General features: G+C 42.0%; 19 protein-coding genes. 5 read left to right on the forward strand and 14 right to left on the reverse strand.

The annotated features are described in order from the left end of the window. Window positions 1–16: 16 nt before the first annotated feature. The 6 genes from QZ576_RS18990 to QZ576_RS19015 all read right to left on the reverse strand — a co-directional run bounded on the left by QZ576_RS18990 (window position 17) and on the right by QZ576_RS19015 (window position 4,459). Window positions 17–1,435, reverse strand: coding sequence for a sodium:solute symporter (locus tag QZ576_RS18990; protein WP_297100012.1), 1,419 nt, complete (start codon window positions 1,433–1,435; stop codon window positions 17–19). Then, window positions 1,435–1,659 (reverse strand): hypothetical protein, encoded by a 225-nt coding sequence (locus QZ576_RS18995; RefSeq protein ID WP_297100015.1) that lies wholly within the window; start codon window positions 1,657–1,659, stop codon window positions 1,435–1,437. Before QZ576_RS18995 ends, QZ576_RS18990 begins: the two co-directional genes overlap by 1 nt. Before the next feature lie 16 nt (window positions 1,660–1,675). Next, window positions 1,676–1,855, reverse strand: a complete 180-nt coding sequence (locus QZ576_RS19000) for a hypothetical protein (protein ID WP_297100017.1) — start codon at window positions 1,853–1,855, stop codon at window positions 1,676–1,678. Between the two features lies 1 nt (window position 1,856). Then, entirely contained in the window at window positions 1,857–2,696 is an 840-nt protein-coding gene (gene ablB, locus QZ576_RS19005; protein WP_297100020.1) for a putative beta-lysine N-acetyltransferase, read from the reverse strand. Beyond that, a complete protein-coding gene (gene ablA, locus QZ576_RS19010; protein ID WP_297100023.1) occupies window positions 2,686–4,002 on the reverse strand; it encodes a lysine 2,3-aminomutase in 1,317 nt (438 codons plus the stop codon). The genes ablB and ablA overlap by 11 nt, the downstream gene beginning before the upstream one ends. A 79-nt stretch (window positions 4,003–4,081) precedes the next feature. Next, window positions 4,082–4,459, reverse strand: a complete 378-nt coding sequence (locus QZ576_RS19015) for a hypothetical protein (protein ID WP_297100026.1) — start codon at window positions 4,457–4,459, stop codon at window positions 4,082–4,084. Between the two features lie 169 nt (window positions 4,460–4,628). Between QZ576_RS19015 and QZ576_RS19020 the strand changes: the two genes are divergently transcribed. Beyond that, the gene (locus QZ576_RS19020; RefSeq protein ID WP_297100029.1) at window positions 4,629–6,833 is read left to right on the forward strand and encodes a bifunctional alpha,alpha-trehalose-phosphate synthase (UDP-forming)/trehalose-phosphatase; all 2,205 of its coding nucleotides are present in this window, start codon (window positions 4,629–4,631) and stop codon (window positions 6,831–6,833) included. Window positions 6,834–6,897: 64 nt separating this feature from the next. Beyond that, window positions 6,898–8,703 (forward strand): glycoside hydrolase family 15 protein, encoded by a 1,806-nt coding sequence (locus QZ576_RS19025; protein ID WP_297100031.1) that lies wholly within the window; start codon window positions 6,898–6,900, stop codon window positions 8,701–8,703. A 31-nt stretch (window positions 8,704–8,734) separates the two neighbouring features. Here QZ576_RS19025 and QZ576_RS19030 read toward each other — a convergent pair whose 3' ends face one another. Further along, window positions 8,735–9,211, reverse strand: a complete 477-nt coding sequence (locus QZ576_RS19030) for a MarR family winged helix-turn-helix transcriptional regulator (protein WP_297100034.1) — start codon at window positions 9,209–9,211, stop codon at window positions 8,735–8,737. A gap of 136 nt (window positions 9,212–9,347) precedes the next feature. Here QZ576_RS19030 and dinB point away from each other — a divergent pair, with 136 nt between their 5' ends. The 3 genes from dinB to QZ576_RS22565 all read left to right on the forward strand — a co-directional run bounded on the left by dinB (window position 9,348) and on the right by QZ576_RS22565 (window position 11,917). Continuing rightward, window positions 9,348–10,430, forward strand: coding sequence for a DNA polymerase IV (dinB, locus tag QZ576_RS19035; protein ID WP_297100037.1), 1,083 nt, complete (start codon window positions 9,348–9,350; stop codon window positions 10,428–10,430). A 135-nt stretch (window positions 10,431–10,565) separates the two neighbouring features. Then, a complete protein-coding gene (locus tag QZ576_RS19040) occupies window positions 10,566–11,573 on the forward strand; it encodes an alpha/beta hydrolase (protein WP_297100040.1) in 1,008 nt (335 codons plus the stop codon). A gap of 41 nt (window positions 11,574–11,614) precedes the next feature. Beyond that, window positions 11,615–11,917 (forward strand): GIY-YIG nuclease family protein, encoded by a 303-nt coding sequence (locus tag QZ576_RS22565; protein WP_367270505.1) that lies wholly within the window; start codon window positions 11,615–11,617, stop codon window positions 11,915–11,917. Between the two features lie 43 nt (window positions 11,918–11,960). Here QZ576_RS22565 and pgl read toward each other — a convergent pair whose 3' ends face one another. The 7 genes from pgl to mutY form a co-directional block, all read right to left on the reverse strand. Further along, entirely contained in the window at window positions 11,961–12,692 is a 732-nt protein-coding gene (gene pgl, locus QZ576_RS19045) for a 6-phosphogluconolactonase (RefSeq protein ID WP_297100045.1), read from the reverse strand. 45 nt (window positions 12,693–12,737) lie between these two features. Then, a complete protein-coding gene (gene zwf / locus QZ576_RS19050) occupies window positions 12,738–14,231 on the reverse strand; it encodes a glucose-6-phosphate dehydrogenase (protein ID WP_297100049.1) in 1,494 nt (497 codons plus the stop codon). 9 nt (window positions 14,232–14,240) lie between these two features. Further along, window positions 14,241–14,876: a 4'-phosphopantetheinyl transferase superfamily protein gene (locus tag QZ576_RS19055; protein ID WP_297100053.1), complete on the reverse strand. Its 636-nt coding sequence runs from the start codon at window positions 14,874–14,876 to the stop codon at window positions 14,241–14,243. Beyond that, window positions 14,876–15,457 (reverse strand): gliding motility lipoprotein GldD, encoded by a 582-nt coding sequence (gene gldD, locus QZ576_RS19060; protein WP_297100056.1) that lies wholly within the window; start codon window positions 15,455–15,457, stop codon window positions 14,876–14,878. Before gldD ends, QZ576_RS19055 begins: the two co-directional genes overlap by 1 nt. A 25-nt stretch (window positions 15,458–15,482) precedes the next feature. After that, on the reverse strand, window positions 15,483–16,805 hold the full coding sequence (gene gldE / locus QZ576_RS19065) for a gliding motility-associated protein GldE (RefSeq protein WP_297100058.1): 1,323 nt from the start codon (window positions 16,803–16,805) through the stop codon (window positions 15,483–15,485). Window positions 16,806–16,820: 15 nt separating this feature from the next. Next, the gene (locus QZ576_RS19070) at window positions 16,821–17,270 is read right to left on the reverse strand and encodes a single-stranded DNA-binding protein (RefSeq protein WP_297100061.1); all 450 of its coding nucleotides are present in this window, start codon (window positions 17,268–17,270) and stop codon (window positions 16,821–16,823) included. Window positions 17,271–17,338: 68 nt separating this feature from the next. Next, window positions 17,339–18,388, reverse strand: a complete 1,050-nt coding sequence (gene mutY, locus QZ576_RS19075) for an A/G-specific adenine glycosylase (RefSeq protein ID WP_297100067.1) — start codon at window positions 18,386–18,388, stop codon at window positions 17,339–17,341. Between the last annotated feature and the right edge of the window lie 82 nt (window positions 18,389–18,470).

Genomic DNA, 18,470 nt, shown 5'->3' on the forward strand with positions numbered 1-18,470 from the left:
AAAATTAAGTAAATAATTATACCGTTAAAGTTTTCTCTTTTTTTACTGATGCAACAAGAATATAAGCCAATAAAGAACCACCAATTCCAAAAATATTGGCATCCAGTTCAAGCGGGAGGTCGAATCCTGACAGGATGAGGAACAGCGTTAACGAACCTCCGGTTAACATGGATAACAGCGCTGCTACCTTATTCGGATTTTTGGAAAACAAAGCCGCCAGAACCGGAATAATCATTCCTGAAACCATAAAAGAGTAGGAGTGGAGCATTAAATCCAGCACACTGGTCATTTTTAAGGCCAGCAACAGTGCGATCGAACCAATTATCAGCGTCAATAACTGCGAAAGAAGTAAACTCCTTTTGCCGTTGTGCAGGCGAAATACGTCGGTTAATAAGTTTCCCGATGCAGCCATTAAACAACTGTCGGCAGTTGACATGATGGCCGAAAAATAGGCCGATAATACAATTCCCAGAAAACCAACCGGAAGTATAGTTTTTAGCAATACCGGAAGTCCCATTTCGGCATCGAGGTTGGCAGCGTTATAACCCGGCAGCAAATGATTTTCCATGGCCACGCGGGCAAACATACCTAAAACTACTCCGATAAAAGCCATTAACGGATATTCAAACAGTCCGGCAATAAACCAGCCACGTTGTGCGGTTTGTGTATTTTTTGCTGCGTAAATCCGCTGATATAGTGTCATCCCGATAAACCAGATCGGTATAATGGTAAACATCCAGTTAACGATTTGCTGCCAGCTTACCGATCGCAGCGATAAAAAATCAGCCGGCAATGTTGCCGTAATAGCTTCGTAACCTCCAATACTTGTATAGGCGAACGGCAAACCCACAAAAATCAGCCCTGCCATAAGAATGATCCACTGTATGGTGTCGGTATAAATTACCGCTTTTAGGCCGCCCAAAACGGTGTAAACAATGGCAATCGTTCCCATAATCAGCAGCGCATTATCAATACTCAGCCCATCAAAAGTAGAGGCCGCCAGTTTAGCGCCTGCCAGAATTTGCGAACTGGTAAATCCCAGGTATCCGATAGCAGAAATCAGCCCGGCAATAAGGGCTACTCTTTTGTCGAAAACGTGTTCGAGGTACTGCGGGAAAGACAAAAAGCCTTTCCGGCGTGCCAGCCCCGAAACTTTTGGAATGAGCAGAACACCGCTAAGCCAGGCGCCCAGCAAACCGGTAAACAGCAGCCAGCTACCTGATAAGCCCATGGTAAATCCCAATCCGCCCAGGCCGATTGAGAAACCTCCGCCAACATCGGTAGCTACCACCGATAAGCCAATGTGAATACTACTGAGTTTACGTCCACCAACAAAATAGTCGTCTGTATTTTTATTTTTGCGCAGAAAATAAACACCTACACCAAGCATTGCCAGTAGGTATACGCAAAAAATAGAGAGATCAATCCACCCCATTATTTAATGTCAACATTAAGTTTGAGGTACGAAGATTGATCAACACGTTTAACAAGACCTTTATTAATAAGAGAATAAATTAACTCCTGGCCTTTTCTGGCCGAGAGTTTTAGGTCTTTGATTATGTCGCCATAAACGTATTTTTCTTTTTCTTCTAAAAGTCTTAAAATGTCTTTTTCAAATTGGTTACTGATTTCCTGAATGTCAATTGTTTTTCTACTCATAAAATTTTTAAACTCATTATTGGTTCTGATTTTCCTGTTCGGTCAATTCGTTAAATCTGCTACAGTTTTTCCATCCTTTCATTCCACGGTTACAAAACACGTTTCTAAAAAGTGGCAAAGGCATATCCTTTGCTTTCTCCTCTCCTTTGTAGAGCGGGCAGGTTTTTGCAAAATGACATCGGTATCCCAGGTTCATATCAGATATGTTTATATAAAATGTTCAAACTTTCAATTTTTCCGGCAATGTGCGTGTTCTTAATCAATGTTCCCGAATAGCAATAATCCATCTTCAGGAAGGTTTTTGTCATTCCAATCGAATTTAGCCGGGCCATTGTGTACAAGGTTGTGATTCCCTGTTCTTTCATCGATTTTTCGAGTGCGTTTAACAGCAACACCGACAGGTTTTTACCACGCTGATCGGGTAGGGTGGCAAAGTCGGTCATTTCGGCATTTCTACCTTCTTCGTCAACTTCGGCCGACGCCAGAGCTACCAGTTTTCCATTCGATTCGGCTCCGAAATATTGCGTTCCGTCCTGAAATGTTTTAAGCACATAACCCGGATTATATATCGGAAAAGGATAAGTTACGAAAACTTCGCGATATATGTCGGTAATTTGCTCATAGTCTTCCTTTTCCAGTTTACGCACTTTTACATCCGAGTGGTTGTTACCATTAGGCGTAATCGAATCCTGTTTTTTCAGCATTTGACTAAGGTTGTTCAGCTTTTCTGTTTCAATATCTAAAAGCCTGTCGGAGTTTAGAAATTTCGAAACAAAAAACGCAGCCACACTGTCGTTGTAAAACGCCGGTATTTGCGCCTCGGCTAAAAAACCGTTCGATAGAAATACCGGGGCGGCGTGCACCGGTATTTTACAAACTATTTTGCTGTACTTGTTTTCTCTTGCCAGCGTATTTATTTCCTCAAGAATTTCTGACGGGTTATCCGTGCTACCCAACTTCATCAGGTAAACACGATCGTTTAACTGCCCGTGTTGAATTATGCTTCCGTTTCCTAGTTTTTCAATTTTATCCTGCATCTTCTTCCCTTCTTATCATTCGTTCGTTGTCTTCGGGTATCAACGAAATGGCATCGTCGGTATCCGATAATAATTTTTCAATCCCAATTGCATCTTCCTCTGCTCCTTCTTCAATTTTAAGGTCGAGGTTGCAATTCTCACAATCCCTGTCGCACATTTTAGGTTCGTACGAATCGGGTTCTTTATATGTTGTTATTACTCCTTCGTAGTTTCGCAATACCACTTTATTGGTCGACCATGAAATAATGTAATTTGGCATTACCGGAATTTTACCTCCGCCGCCGGGTGCATCAACCACATAAGTTGGGCGGGCAAAACCGCTGGTGTGCCCGATAAGGCTTTCCATGATTTCAATACCCTTGCCAATTGGCGTTCTGAAATGTGATAATCCTTCCGAAAGGTCGCACTGGTAGAGGTAATAAGGTCGAACCCGGTTGGCCACTAATTTATGAAGCAGCGATTTCATAATGCGTGGGCAATCGTTTACATCGGCTAAAAGAACCGATTGGTTACCCAACGGAAATCCGCCATCGGCGAGTTTTGCCAAAGCTTCTTTTGATGAGGCCGTAATTTCTTTCGGGTGATTAAAGTGTGTATTGATCCAAAGCGGTTGGTATTTCTTTAAAATATTAACCAGGTTATCGGTAATTCGATACGGAAGTACCACCGGCATTCGTGTACCAATTCTAACGATCTCAACATGTGGTATTTTGGTGATCTCCGACAGAAGCCAGTCAATTTTATCGTCGGGCAACATAAACGGGTCGCCTCCCGATAATAAAACATCGCGTACATGCGGGGTGTTGGCAATGTAGTCGAGTCCCTTTTGCAATTGCTCTTTTGATGGAACATAGTCGATGTCGCCAACTTTACGTTTACGCGTGCAATGGCGGCAATACATCGAGCAAATATTACTCACATGAAATAATACGCGGTCGGGGTAACGGTGGGTAATTCCTTCAACCGGGCTGTCGCTGTCTTCTGATAGCGGGTCTTCCAATTCTGATTTTAAAGTAATAAGTTCTTCAATTCCTCCGAACGACTGTTTAAAAACCGGGTCGTTTTTGAAATCTTGTTTGTTAATTAGCGAAAGGTAATAAGGCGTAATCGACAACGGGAATTTGTCGAATGTTACTTTTAATTTTTCCCGTTCTTCATCATCAAATTTAACGCCTAATAGTTCTTCAAACTTTTCCAATGTTTTTATGGAGTGCCGTAGCTGCCATCTCCAGTCTTTCCATTTCGAAAGTTGTGCTTCTGTTTCAATTTTGTGGGCAATAGTCTGCTGTCTGTTATTATAAATCATAAATATTTATTTACTCAAAAACTACTTCTGAGCATGTTATGAACTAAAGTGATAAATCCAAAATTCCCATCGAGCTGCATTAGTTCGGAACATACATCAGGCGAATGTTGCGGATGTCGTTCTCAACAATTACTTTCTCTGCGGCACTTAGGTTGGGTTCGGGGACGATAATGTGAAGCTTTCCGTGTCGTTCTTTTGTGAAATGCGCGAAAAAGTTCCATTTTTCTGTATTGATATTATTGTTTAGCTGGATTTCGTAAATGTTCGTTTCACCGTTTTTTTCGGTGGTAATAATATCAGGAGTAAAACCATTATCCGCCGATTGCGTTGTAATAGGTGACGACGGGGTATAATTTTTAAGTAACCCGGTCTGTAACGACATTTCGTAGGCTTGTTCTTCCAACTGGGGAACAATTGATTTTGCTACCTGCTTTTTTGTTAAAGAAGTTATATTCATTTTTGAAAATAGTTTCTATGCGAACAAAATTACAAAAAAAAGCCGGCATGCAAATTCGTGCAGGGTTTAAATTGATTGTTAATAATGAATTTACATTCGCGAAACGGAACTTACTACGGATAATAATATATTTGTAAATTAGAAATAATTTCTATAGAAATAATACAATATGAGTAGATTAATTATAGCCTCAAACAGGTTACCTGTGATGATAAACAGAAGCGCAGACGGAATGACTATAACTCCTAGTGCAGGTGGTTTAGCAACAGGTTTAAAATCATATCACAAAGACAGCGACAGCATTTGGATAGGCTGGCCGGGCCTGATGCCCGAAACAAAAAAAGAAGAAGAGGAGGTTACCGGTTTACTGGAAACCGAACAGTGCCTGCCCGTATTTTTAAACGAAGAACTGATTAGTAATTATTACGACGGGTTTAGTAATGCAACGCTTTGGCCTCTGTTTCACTACTTTGCCGAGTTTACCGAGTTTAACGAATCGTATTGGGAATCGTACTGCAAGGTAAACGAAATGTTTGCCGATGCCATTATTGAAAATGCAGAAGAAGGCGACGTGGTTTGGGTACACGATTATCAATTGTTGCTTTTGCCAAATATTCTTCGCGAAAGGCGCCCCGATTTAACCATCGGATTCTTTTTGCATATTCCTTTTCCATCGTACGAGTTAATACGTATACTTCCGTGGCGCGAGCAAATTGTTAATGGTTTGCTGGGAGCCGACCTGATTGGTTTCCATACGTACGATTATGCCCGACACTTTATTAGTTCGGTGAAACGTTTGCTGGGTTACGATGTAGATTTTAACCAGATAAAACTGGAAAACCGCCACGTAATGATCGATGTATTCCCGATGGGTATCGATTATGAGAAGTTCGAGTCTCACGCGTTGGAAATACAAAGCAAACCTATTCAGGATCGTTCGAAAGAGCACCAGGATATCGACCGGTTTTTATTAAGTATGCCAAACCGCAAATTGGTACTTTCTATCGACCGTTTGGATTATACTAAAGGTATTCCGCAACGTTTAAATGCTTTCCGCGAATTTTTGGTGAAACACCCGGATTACCGAGAAAAGGTTTCGCTGATTATGCTTACGGTTCCATCAAGAACAGATGTGGAGCAGTATCAAAATCTGAAAAACGAGATTGATATTTTAGTCGGTAATATTAATGGTGAGTTCGGAACATTGAACTGGAACCCTGTAATTTATTTCTATCGTTCTGTTCCGTTCGTGAATCTGATCGAGTTATACAGCTCGGCCGACGTAGCTTTGCTAACGCCACTTAGAGACGGAATGAACCTGGTTGCCAAAGAGTATATTGCATCAAAAGTGAACAAAAAAGGTGTGCTTATTCTGAGTGAAATGGCCGGTGCATCGAAAGAGCTCGGAGAAGCCATTTCGGTTAACCCAAATAATATTCCTGATACGGCCGATGCAATTTTCAGGGCACTAACCATGCCCGACCGCGAAATGGAGAAAAACATTTCGGCCATGCAGCAGCGTATAAAACGTTACGATATTCATAAGTGGGCGTCGGAGTTTATGAAGGCGCTGAACAATACCATCGAAAAAAAATCGGAGCATCATGCACGAAAAATTACAGCCCGCATAAAAAACAAGATTCTTACGGATTACAACGACAAGAAATCGAAAGTGTTGTTTTTGGATTACGATGGAACTTTGCAACGGTTCTTTACCAATCCGCAAGCAGCTAAACCCGATGAGGAACTGTATAAATTGCTCGATAAACTGGCAGCCGAAAAGGATAATACGCTGACATTGGTAAGCGGCCGCGACAGAGAAACTTTCGACCGCTGGTTTGGAAGTAGGAAATACAATTTAATTGCCGAACATGGCGCCTGGTTAAAAGAGAAAGGCAAAGGCTGGGTTGAACGCAAACCGGTTCATACCGAGTGGAAAGAAAGTATTTTACCGGTTCTTGAATCGTATGTCGACCGCACACCGGGAAGTTTAATCGAGGAGAAAACCTATTCGCTGGTTTGGCATTACCGCAAAGCCGATATTGAATTAGGCGTGTTGCGTGCCCTCGAGTTGGTGCACGATATTTCAAACCTGATCTTTAACCAGGATCTGGAAATACTGGAAGGCAAAAAAGTTGTTGAAATAAAAGTTTCAGGAATTAATAAAGGAACGGCAGCAACCGAATTTTTACATACACATCCTGCTGATTTTGTGTTGGCAATGGGCGACGACTGGACAGATGAATTCTTGTTTAAAGAGTTACCCGAAGAGGCGCATACAATTAAAGTAGGTACCGAAAATTCGGCGGCAAAATATTTCGTGAGCAACTACAAGGAGGTACGAAGTTTTCTGAATGACCTTGTAAAATCATAGTTAAAAATACCTTAGTTAAAAGGCTTTCTGTTAATACTAATTCAAAAATCATTAGGTTGCGGCCATGGATAATTTGAACTACTCGATAATCGGAAATTGCAAAAGTGCTGCATTAATTTCCGACAAGGGATCGATTGATTGGTGTTGTTTGCCCGATTTTAATTCATCGTCGGTGTTTGCAAAAATTCTCGACGAAAATAAAGGCGGGAGCATGGAGTTTCTGGTAGACGACAGTTACGAGATAAGGCAGTCATACATCAGAACAACAAATATTGTATCTACATTTTTTCAGAATGAAGATTCGTGTTTTGAGGTGGTTGATTTTATGCCACGGTACAAAACAAACGAGTTTGGGTACTTTACTCCGCCCGATATTGTTCGGTATATTAAATACAAATGGGGAAAACCAAAATTTAGGATCAGGTATAATCCAAAGGTGGAGTATGCCCGGTTTAATACCAAAACAATTGCCGAAGAGGAATACATTAAATGTTACACCACCGAAGGCGATTACGACTCGTTGTATTTATATACCGATCTCGACAAAGAAGATATTTTGCAGGAAAACGAAATTACCTTAACCGATAATGCGTTTATCCTTATTTCATACGATCAGAAATTGCTGAACCAAACGCTGGAAAGGCAATACCTGAAACTTCAGAAAACAAAAGTTTACTGGCTCGAATGGGCGAATAAGCTAACGTCGTTTAAAAAGTACAACCACGAAATTGTTAGAAGTGCGCTTGTTCTGAAGCTCTTGAGTTACGATAAATCGGGCGCTGTTTTGGCGGCTGCCACAACTTCGTTACCCGAAACAATTGGCGAAGAGCGGAACTGGGATTATCGTTTTTGCTGGATCCGCGATGCGTCGATGGTAATAAAAGTAATGTCGAGTTTGGGGCATCTAAATACCGTTAAGCGTTTTATGAAATTCATTATCGATATTATTCCGGATAAGGATGAAAAGATACAGATTATGTACGGAATAAATCGCGAAAAGGTGCTTGAAGAGGAAACGCTGGAACATTTAAGCGGTTATAAAGATTCGTACCCGGTTCGTATCGGAAATGCGGCCTATATTCAAAAGCAGAATGACATTTACGGAATTCTGATGGACGTTATTTACCAACAGTTTACCGAGTTTAAGATTTCGCTTGAAGACAGTGAGTCGCTATGGACAATTGTGCGTAGCATCGTAAAAACGGTTGCTAATAACTGGACCAAACCGGATAAAGGAATTTGGGAGATCAGAACCGATGACCGTCATTTTACATTCTCGAAAGTGTTGTGCTGGGTAGCTATCGACAGGGCCATAAAAATTGCCGGGTTTATCCATAAAAAAAACTATATGGAGGAATGGCAACCGTTGGCCGACACCATAAAAGAAGACATTTTTGAAAATGCCTGGAACGAAGAAGTTGGTGCATTTACGCAGTCGTACGGCTCGAAAGATCTTGATGCTGCAACGCTGCTGATGCAATCGTATGGTTTTATCGATGGTAAAGATCCACGTTTTGTAAAAACGGTACTGGCCACCGAGCGGGAACTTTGCGAAGATGGATTGATGTACCGCTACAAAAACGAAGATGATTTTGGTTTGCCAACTTCGTCTTTTACTATTTGTACTTTCTGGCTCATCAACTCGTTATACGCCATTGGGCAACGAAAAAGGGCCAAGAAATTATTCGATCAGTTACTGTCGTACAGCAACCATGTGGGGCTTTTTAGCGAAGATATCGATTTTAAAACCAAACGTTTGCTGGGGAATTTCCCGCAAGCTTATTCGCATTTGGCCTTAATCGAAACAGCTATAAACTTCTCGAAAGGAGAGACTACTGAGGACGAACAGATCCTCGATGCGATTCACTAAAAAAGTTGCTTGATGTTGAAAAATTGAGGCATTATTCGCCCAGATCCGAATCGAGTGTGATCAATGGCGAGGCTTCAACTTTTTCGATATCCAGTATTTTAACCAGTGTGTTCAGTCCGGCTTCAACAACTTCCAATTCTTCGTCGCTAAGTTGCAAAAGCTTTTCCGATAATTGTTCGTGAAGCAGCGATGGCATTGTGCTCAGCAACTTGTCGCCGGCCGAGGTAAGAGCAATATTTACCACACGTTTATCCCCCGTTTTGGGAAGACGGGCCAGGTAGCCTTTCTTCTCAAGGCGGTTAATAATACCGCTAACTGTACTCGGATTCAGGTTCAGGAATTTGCGTAGTTCGCCTTGTGTGGTTTGGTAATTATCTGATTCGCGCAGAAAGTTTAGGCAAAGAACCTGCGGAATACTTACGCCGTGTTCTTTCTGAATTTTCTTTGACTCGATGTCTACCGAGCGAACTATCTTTCTGATTTTGATTAAAATGTCTCGTGTTTCCATTCCTTCCGGTACAAAATTTTTGCTAATATATTAAGAAATAATTAGAGCCGCCATGTCGTGGAACAAGGATTAAAGGATTAAAGGTTCAATTAATTCAGCGACTTCGTTATTTTCGCAACGTATCAGGAACGACAAAATGCCGACAGTTAAAAGCCGTAAAATAATACATGTTGATATGGATGCATTTTTTGCGTCGGTAGAGCAGTTGGATCATCCCGAGCTGCGCGGAAAGCCCATTGCCGTTGGCGGAACCAGCGACAGAGGTGTTGTTGCAGCGGCCAGTTACGAAGCCCGGAAATATGGCGTGCGTTCGGCTATGTCGTCGAAAGTTGCCAAACGAAAATGCCCGAACCTGATTTTTGTAAAACATCGTTTTGAGCGATACAAAGAGATATCCGCGCAAATACGCAGCATTTTTCTGGAGTACACCGATTTGGTGGAACCGCTGTCGCTCGATGAGGCTTATCTGGATGTTACTTACGCCAAAAAGGGTTTACCTTCTGCAACATTAATCGCCAAAGAAATTCGCCAGCGCATTTTGGAAGAAACAGGTTTGACCGCATCGGCGGGCGTTTCGTACAACAAATTTCTGGCAAAAGTGGCTTCTGATGTCAATAAGCCCAACGGAATGTTTGTGGTAACTCCGGATAAAGCACAGACGTTTATCGACCAGTTAGAGATCCGAAAGTTTTTCGGAATTGGAAAGGTAACGGCCAAAAAACTCAATGATATTGGTGTGCGATATGGTCGCGATTTGAAATTGATAGACAGGCTGGAGCTCACCCGAATGTTCGGCAAAGCAGGAAATTACTACTACGATATTTGCCGAGGTATCGATAATCGTGAGGTGCAGCCATCGCGCGAAAGAAAGTCGGTAGGTGCTGAAAATACCTTTCTGCACGATTTGTTTTTAGAGGATGAACTGAAAGAGGAACTATTGGTAATTGCCGAGAAAGTGTGGGAGCGCGCCGATCGATCGGATGTAAAAGCAAAAACGGTAACCCTAAAATTTAAATATGCCGACTTTGAGCAACACACCCGAAGTAAAACAATTGAGCCGTACATAAACACAAAAGATCGGTTTATAACCGAAAGCCTGAAACTGATGAAATCGGAAGGTGGTTTTGTAAAAGGAATCCGCTTGCTCGGGCTTACGCTCTCCAATTTTTTGCACGAGCAAGAGGGCGAAATCGGCGTTCAGTTGGTGATTGAATTTTGATAAACACCGGACAAAAACTAGTTCCTGAATTACAATATTTGCTTTAACTCTCGTATCTTTCCAACTAATTAGTATTAACACAGACCGACCGGAACGAATACTTCCGACTTCGAGCTTCTGACTTCATGCTTTATTATGAAACGAATAAAACGCTTTTTACTGATAGTGATTCTTTTGGCGATTATTACTTATTTCCTGGGGCCAAAACCACCAAAGCCTGAGCTGAATAAAGACCTGCCATCGCTATCGGCAAGCATCGCAAACATTGAGACATTTGTGCAGCGGAAAGAAGCTGCTTTTTCGATTAAACCTGATAATGAAAGCCGCATTATCTGGGCAAATGATTCGATAAAAGAGCGCACCGATTATTGTGTGTTGTACTTGCACGGATTCTCGGCTTCGTGGTTCGAGGGGCACCCGGCACACGAGCGTTTTGCGCAACATTTTGGTTACAACTTGTACATTCCGCGTTTACACGATCATGGTTTGGTTACCGAGGATCCTTTGATTGACATGACTCCCGATAAATTATACGCGTCGGCAAAAGAAGCACTAATGGTTGCACGCAGTCTGGGCCGAAAAGTGATTATCATGAGCACTTCAACAGGAGGAACGTTGGGGTTAAAACTGGCGGCTGATTTCCCCGAATATGTGGACGGACTGATTATGTATTCGCCAAATATAAAAGTGAAAAACAGCTCGATGGTTGTATTGTCGAAACCGTGGGGATTACAAATCGGGCGAAAAGTAATGGGCGGTAAATACCGTATTTCTGACGAGGATCCGCAGTCGGAAGATTGCAAATACTGGAACTGTAAATACCGAGTGGAAGCACTGGTTTATTTGCAGCAACTGCTCGATGCCACCATGACAAAAGAAACGTTTAGCCACGTTACAGTACCGGTATTTCTGGGCTATTATTATAAGGATGATGAACACCAGGATCAAACAGTTAGCGTTGATGCAATGCTTGATATGTTTGAAGAACTGGGAACATTACCCAATCAAAAAGTGAAAAAAGCCTTTCCTGAAGCCGGCGATCACGTTATAGCATGCGAACTTACTTCCGGTAGCGTGGAAAAAGTAATTGCCGAAACCATCCGTTTTGGAGAAGGTATTTTAGGATTGAACCCGACCCGCTAGCTGTCATTTCGAAGGAGGAACGACTGAGAAATCTCCAGCCTATGAAAGACCACAATTATTTTGTATACATCGTTACTAACAAAAACAAAACGGTTTTATATATAGGCGTTACCAATGATCTGCAAAGACGAGTATTCGAACATGAAAATGGATTAATACCTGGTTTTTCGAAAAAATATAATTGTAATTTCCTCGTTTTTTATGAGCACTTCAAACAGGTTGAACATGCCAGTGACAGGGAGAAAGAAATAAAGAAATGGAGGAGAGAAAAGAAAAATAATTTGATCAGAAAGTTTAATCCAAGCTGGAACTTTCTGAATCAAAAGATCTATTCCTCCTTGTGACAGATTTCTCCTTGTGCCTCGTCGAAATAACAGATTCTTATTTTTACTGAATTTGCGCAGCTGCCTCTTGGTCTAAAAACCAGGTTAATGTACCGTTGGTTGGCGTAATGTAGTAGGCCGGTAACAACTGGGCTGCATCATTGTCGTTCATAATTTCCGAAACCCGCAAAGCTTTATTCGAGCCTGTTACCAGGAAAAATATCTGGTTGGCATTATTCAACACGTTGCCGGTTATTGTAACGCGTTTTTGCCCGGTAAGCGGATGAACGGCAACGGCACAGCTTTGTTCGTCTTCAAACAGTTCCATCTGGTCGGGGAAAATTGAAGCTGTGTGTCCGTCGTCACCAAGACCAAGAATAATCAGGTCGAAAACCGGATTTTTACCGCGCGAATTTAAGCTTTGTTCCATCTCTTGCGAGTAGCGCAGTGCCTCCTGCTCCGGATCTTCCTCGCCTTTTATACGGTGAATGTTTTCTTCAGGAATGGAAATATTTGAAAGCAGGTAGTCAACTGTCATTTTATAGTTGCTTTGCTCGTCGGTTGGAGGAACACAGCGCTCGTCGCCCCACCACAAATGAATACGTTCCCACGGAATTCGTTCGGCGTATTTTTTACTGATCTTTTTAAAAAGTCCTTTTGGAGAATTTCCGCCAGACAGTGCGATATCGAAGACTTCCTGATTCGAATTTTGTACCATCTTAATGATTGCCTTCGCGATGGCTTTGTAAACATCTTTCGGTTTCGAATAGATTTTTACCTCTGTAAAAGTTTCCATGTCAGATCGTTTGTTGCTGTTAGTTAATACTATGCAATATGCAGATTAAAGTTCACAATACAAGCCGTCGTTGTGTAAATTTTTACATGGGTAGCGCCAATCTCCGTTCGCGATCAGTTTAGCGGAATCTTCCGGTCCCCAACTTCCGGCGGGGTAACCATAAATTGGAATTTCAGGATTGGTTTCCCAGGCGTTAATTATGGGCTGTACAAATTCCCAGGCCGCTTCAACCGCATCGCCGCGCGAATACAGTGTGGCATCGCCCTGCATACAATCCAGCAGAAGGCGTTCGTAGGCAGCAGGAACTTTTTTGTCGGCCAGATCCGAGTAGTGGAAATCCATGTTTACCGTTTGTACCTTGAACCCAGCTCCCGGAGTTTTCATGCCAAATTTCAGCAGAATTCCTTCATCAGGCTGAATCCGGATAATAAGCTGGTTGTTACTGTTGGAAGTGGCATTGCCAAATAAGTGATGCGGTACTTTTCTGAAATGGATAACGATTTCAGTAACGCGCGTCGGTAATTTTTTTCCTGTGCGAATATAAAACGGTACGCCTGCCCAGCGCCAGTTGTCGATGAAGAATTTAAGTGCCACAAAAGTTTCGGTACGCGAAAACTTGGCAACACCGGGTTCATCGCGGTAACCGGCTACTTTTTTGCCTGCAATTGTTGAGGCGGTATATTGGCCGCGAATAACAAACCGCGACACTTCATTTTCTTTTATCGGTCGTAAGGACTGAAAAACTTTTAGCGTTTCATTTCTTATGGCGTCGGCTTCCACCACAACCGGAGGTTCCATAGCCACAAAACCGGCTACCTGCAGCAGGTGGTTCTGCAACATATCGCGCAAAGCCCCGGAGCTCTCGTAATATCCTCCACGACCTTCAACTCCCAGACTTTCGGCCGATGTAATTTCCACACGTTCGATGTAGCGTCGATTCCAAAGCGGCTCAAAAATTCCGTTCGAAAAGCGGGTAACCAACATGTTTTGCACTGTTTCTTTACCCAGGTAATGATCGATACGGTAAATCTGTTCCTCCTCGAAATAATTTAGTAACTGTTTATTTAACTCTTTTGCCGATTTTAAATCCGTTCCAAAAGGTTTCTCAACAATCAATCGTCTGAAATTCGTTTCCGATTTTGAAAGACCATTCTGGCAAAGCATTTTCGGAATTACCGGGTACAGCGATGGGGGAGTTGAAAGATAGAATACGTAATTCTGCTCAATCTCCAGTGAGCCGGAAATTTCATCGAGCCGCTCTTTCAGCGGAATAAAATCGTCGGCCTCATTATTCTGAACCGATTGGTAAAACAATAGCTTTTTAAAATCCTCGCGGCTTTCGTGGTCTGGAATAAATTCATCAGCCCGGTTTCTGAATTCTTCGTCAGAAAGTGCCGAACGGGAAGCACCCAGCACCGCAAACTTTTTGGGTAACAAATTTTGTTTGTAAAGCTCGAAAAGTGCGGGAATTAATTTGCGTTTTGTGAGGTCTCCCGAGGCCCCGAATATGATGAGAATTTGATCTTCTGCTTTCTTCATGGTTAAATTTTAATGTTGAACGCAATAAACCAGAATATTGTTTTTAATAATGCGAAAAAATAATTCGTAGCTCACTTCCTTGTCAGGATGCCGCAAAGCCCCTGAGAAATTGGATTGCGCATTATAATCGAACGGCGTAATTTTAATTTGCTCGTTAAACTGAACACCTTGAATTCCACAACATTTAAAAATAGCTTCTTTTGCCGACCAAAGCAATATTTTTACCAATTGCGGATCGTTACTTTTTTCAATAAATTCGATTTCAGCAGGACAGGCAAAACGGGTAACTACTTTATCGATATTCCGATGACGTTGCTCAACGTCGATTCCAATATTTTTATCGGATAGAATAATGGCCGCCAAATCAGCAGAATGAGTGATGCTGATGTTTAAATCGGAATTTATTAACGACGGTTTGCCAAATTTATCCCGGTGAATAGTTGGTGTATTTTCGGGTATCAGGTTCTGAAGAAGTATGCGGGTAGCCAGAAATTCTTTTTGGCGATTTTCGGTTTTAAACGATTCCAAACGCTCCGTGTCGGCAGGATTTAATTCGACTGTTTTTAATAAATCATCAGCTGTTTCTTTTAACTCCCATACACCGATTGTGCCGTTTTGGTTTGCTATTTTTTCAATGAGCGGCATTATTTCCAGCTTGTGGTTTCAATCATGTGAATCACGTCGGGTTCGATAAAGTTGATTACCGGACTCAACGAATCAATGTCGGGCACTTCGCGAATGTAAAACGCGCCGCGTAAAAAATGCCGGGTGCTGTCGGTTAAAAAAAACTGCATCGGCGATGCCGCATTTCCTTCAATGGCATAAATGGTTCCGTACACTTTTTTTGCCGGATTCATAAATAAACGCTCGTCAATTGCGTCGGCTTTTATCGAGTGTTTGTAGGCCAGCGTGCGCGTTTCTTCCATTAGCTCAGCCAACAGTTTGTAGTCATCTTTTTGGCTGTTCAGGTCGTAATACGAAATGTGTATTTCCACTTTATTTTCGGGCACTGCAACATTTATCCAGTAAGGTTTTTCGCGGTTTCTCGAGTCTTTTTCAATCTTTGCGTAATCCGGTATTTCAAAATCGTACGGAAACGAACGGTTGAGTGCCGTGTAACTTTTTTCAGGAAAGTCGATGCGGAAGTAGCCTCGCGGTTTGGGCGTGTAATCATCTTTACAAGCCACTAAAAACATCAATAAAACCAGTGTATATGCGAATCTCATCTTCCTAAAATTTTAGTCACATTTACTACTGATTCACAACCACCTTGATCTGCTTAATCCGGCGGTTATCAACCTCTTCAATGGTAAATGTGAACGTTTTGCATTTTACTTGTTCTTTTAACGAAGGAATCTCGCCTTTTATTTCAAGAATAAGGCCGGCGAGCGTATCGGCGTCACCTTTAACTTCGTCGAAAATGGTGTCGTCGCAATTTACAACCCGGTAAAAATCGCCTAGTAAAATCTTGGCGTCGAACAAGTAAGAGTTTTCCGATAGCTGAGTGAAGAAACTCTCTTCATCATCAAACTCATCGGTAATATCGCCAACAATTTCTTCCAGAATATCTTCCAACGACACAATGCCCGAAGTGCCTCCGTACTCATCAACCACAATGGCAATGTGCACTTTGGTTTTCTGAAATTCTTCCAAAAGCGAACTGATCTTCTTGGTGTCGGGCACATAAAACGGCGGCCGAATCAAAGTCTGCCATTTAAACGTTTTGTTTTTATGGCTGTGCTGAAGAATATCTTTAATGTATAACAGACCACTAATTTCGTCGAACGAATCGATGTAAACCGGAATTCGCGAGTAGCCCGAGTCGTTTATAATTTCCAGAACTTCGTCGAAATTCGCTTTTATATCGATTGAAACCACATCAACACGAGGAGTCATAATCTCTTCCACGCTTTTGTTTCCGAATTTTACAATTCCCTCCAGAATCTCTTTTTCGTCCGAAAGTTCCTGGTCAGATGTCAATTCAAGCGCCTGTGAAATCTCATCCATCGAGATGTTCTTTTTGTGTTTCAGCAATCGGCGGTTTACAAATCCGGTTGAGTAGATCAATATTGCATTTATCGGGCGGAATAACTTTTCGAGCGTTTGTAGCGGCAATGCCATAAAACGGGCAAAGCGTAAAGCAAAATGCGTTGCATAAACCTTCGGGAAAATCTCGCCAAAAAGCAACAGGAAAAACGTAATAAGTACCACCTGGAAAATAAATTGCAAGGTTGGTGCATTTACAAACGACACTAAATTGTTTGAAATAAAGGCCGTTAGAATAACAATTCCAATATTTACAAAGTTGTTGGTTACCAGTATGGTAGCCAGAAGTTTTTCCGGGCTTTCGAGGTTGTGTAATACGCGCTCGTTGTTTTTGCCTTTGTGCCTCAGCTTATGCTTGTCGCTGGCCGACAGCGAAAAGTAAGCCACTTCCGATCCGCTTATCAGTGCTGAAGTAAATAGTAGAAACAATACGATTACAATTGAAACTATAATTCCAGGACTGATAGGGTGTAATTGAATTTGCCAGGAGCCGATAGCGGCTAAACTTAAAAGCGGTTCTGTTTCCAAATTTAAAAGTTTTGGTTAGAATGGAAGATCCTCGTCTCCCTCCGGTTCTTCAATGTCGGGTTGCGAAACCTGCGGAGTTGATGCAGCACCGGAGTTTTGCATTGCGCCGCCCTGGTCTGGTGAACCCTGGTTATCGCCGCGGTTACCAAGCATGGTCATTTGGTCGCCATAAATTTCAGTAATGTAACGTTTGTTACCGTCTTTGTCGTCGTACGAGCGGGTTCTTATGCGTCCCTCGATATACAACTGGCGGCCTTTGGTGACGTATTTTTCAGCCACTTCTGCCAATCCTCTCCACAATACAATATTGTGCCACTCGGTTGTGGTAACACGCTCGCCGCTTTTCGAGTTATAACTTTCTGATGTTGCCAATGGAAAATTAGCTACTGCAACACCCGAATCGAGGTGACGTACTTCTGGATCTTTTCCTACGTTTCCAACAAGAATTACTTTATTTACTGACATAATCTAAAATTTATATGGTTAACATTTTCAGGTCGTTACTACGCTGTAATTATTCACCGGTTTTTTATTTATAGTCCCAATCCGGCCTCGTGTAAAAACTGTTCAACCAGTCGGGATACAGCAAATTTAGAAATATCTTTTTTATTTACCCGAATTAGAGGCGACGGATTATTAAAATTGCCCTGAACTTCAAGATATATCAATTTTGCGTGAATAATTTGGTGGCTCAAAACATGCTTTTTTTGCCCACTTATACTTTTAATATTAACCTGCAACGATGTAACCGGATGATCTGCTTCGAACAACTCCGAATCAGACAGTGCTTTTTCATGCTCAACCAGCGGTAATTGATACAGGTTTTGCCAGATATCGTTGCCCGATCTTTTATCCAAAAGAATCGAATCGCCCATATCATACAAATAATAGTAGAAATAGCGGTGCCGTTGTTTGGTCTTCTTTTCTTTAATTGGTAATTGACTAACAAGACCGTTTTTAAAAGCAAAGCACGAATCAACAACCGGGCAGTTCCCGCACTTTGTCGATTTCGGAACACACTGCAAAGCTCCAAACTCCATAAGCGCCTGGTTGTGCATGCCCGGATCCTGTCCCCGAATCAATTCTTCGGCTAGTTCCTGAAACTCTTTTTTGCCTGCCGAGGAGTCAATCGGTGTCTCAATTCCATAATATCTCGAAAGTACCCTATATATATTACCATCAACTGCAGGATAGGGAAGGTTGAATGCAATAGATGAAATTGCCGCTGCGGTGTACGGCCCAACGCCTTTTAATGCTAAAATGCTTTTGTAATCGTTAGGGAAAGTTCCGTTGTACTGTGCTGCAATAATCTTGGCAGATGCATGCAGGTTGCGGGCTCGCGAATAGTAACCTAGTCCCTGCCAGAGTTTTAGTACCTCGTCTTCGTGGGCATTGGCCAAATCATTAACAGTTGGGTAATGCTCAACAAAACGATAAAAGTAGTTTTTGCCCTGCTCAACGCGCGTTTGCTGAAGTATGATTTCCGAGAGCCAAATCTTATACGGATCGCGGTCTTTTCGCCATGGTAAATCACGCTTATTTATATTGTACCAAGTGTAAATGTTGGTATGAAAATTGTCCATTCTACGCTAACTGGTTAAAAATCTTACAGAAAAACAAAAATAATTTATTTGAAATGCTTTCCGGTTTTATAATATTTTTTAT

This window comes from uncultured Draconibacterium sp., assembly GCF_913060805.1.
GTDB lineage: Bacteria > Bacteroidota > Bacteroidia > Bacteroidales > Prolixibacteraceae > Draconibacterium.

What these genes read in the sequence shown, in the direction of transcription:
- QZ576_RS18990 (WP_297100012.1), bottom strand. Translation starts at nt 1,435, where the DNA reads ATGGGGTGGATTGATCTCTCTATTTTTTGCGTATACCTACTGGCAATG.
- QZ576_RS22565 (WP_367270505.1), top strand. Translation starts at nt 11,615, where the DNA reads ATGAAAGACCACAATTATTTTGTATACATCGTTACTAACAAAAACAAA.
- mutY (WP_297100067.1), bottom strand. Translation starts at nt 18,388, where the DNA reads ATGGACAATTTTCATACCAACATTTACACTTGGTACAATATAAATAAG.
- zwf (WP_297100049.1), bottom strand. Translation starts at nt 14,231, where the DNA reads ATGAAGAAAGCAGAAGATCAAATTCTCATCATATTCGGGGCCTCGGGA.
- pgl (WP_297100045.1), bottom strand. Translation starts at nt 12,692, where the DNA reads ATGGAAACTTTTACAGAGGTAAAAATCTATTCGAAACCGAAAGATGTT.
- QZ576_RS19055 (WP_297100053.1), bottom strand. Translation starts at nt 14,876, where the DNA reads ATGCCGCTCATTGAAAAAATAGCAAACCAAAACGGCACAATCGGTGTA.
- gldD (WP_297100056.1), bottom strand. Translation starts at nt 15,457, where the DNA reads ATGAGATTCGCATATACACTGGTTTTATTGATGTTTTTAGTGGCTTGT.
- ablA (WP_297100023.1), bottom strand. Translation starts at nt 4,002, where the DNA reads ATGATTTATAATAACAGACAGCAGACTATTGCCCACAAAATTGAAACA.
- QZ576_RS19020 (WP_297100029.1), top strand. Translation starts at nt 4,629, where the DNA reads ATGAGTAGATTAATTATAGCCTCAAACAGGTTACCTGTGATGATAAAC.
- QZ576_RS19025 (WP_297100031.1), top strand. Translation starts at nt 6,898, where the DNA reads ATGGATAATTTGAACTACTCGATAATCGGAAATTGCAAAAGTGCTGCA.
- dinB (WP_297100037.1), top strand. Translation starts at nt 9,348, where the DNA reads ATGCCGACAGTTAAAAGCCGTAAAATAATACATGTTGATATGGATGCA.
- QZ576_RS19040 (WP_297100040.1), top strand. Translation starts at nt 10,566, where the DNA reads ATGAAACGAATAAAACGCTTTTTACTGATAGTGATTCTTTTGGCGATT.
- QZ576_RS18995 (WP_297100015.1), bottom strand. Translation starts at nt 1,659, where the DNA reads ATGAGTAGAAAAACAATTGACATTCAGGAAATCAGTAACCAATTTGAA.
- QZ576_RS19000 (WP_297100017.1), bottom strand. Translation starts at nt 1,855, where the DNA reads ATGAACCTGGGATACCGATGTCATTTTGCAAAAACCTGCCCGCTCTAC.
- QZ576_RS19015 (WP_297100026.1), bottom strand. Translation starts at nt 4,459, where the DNA reads ATGAATATAACTTCTTTAACAAAAAAGCAGGTAGCAAAATCAATTGTT.
- QZ576_RS19030 (WP_297100034.1), bottom strand. Translation starts at nt 9,211, where the DNA reads ATGGAAACACGAGACATTTTAATCAAAATCAGAAAGATAGTTCGCTCG.
- QZ576_RS19070 (WP_297100061.1), bottom strand. Translation starts at nt 17,270, where the DNA reads ATGTCAGTAAATAAAGTAATTCTTGTTGGAAACGTAGGAAAAGATCCA.
- ablB (WP_297100020.1), bottom strand. Translation starts at nt 2,696, where the DNA reads ATGCAGGATAAAATTGAAAAACTAGGAAACGGAAGCATAATTCAACAC.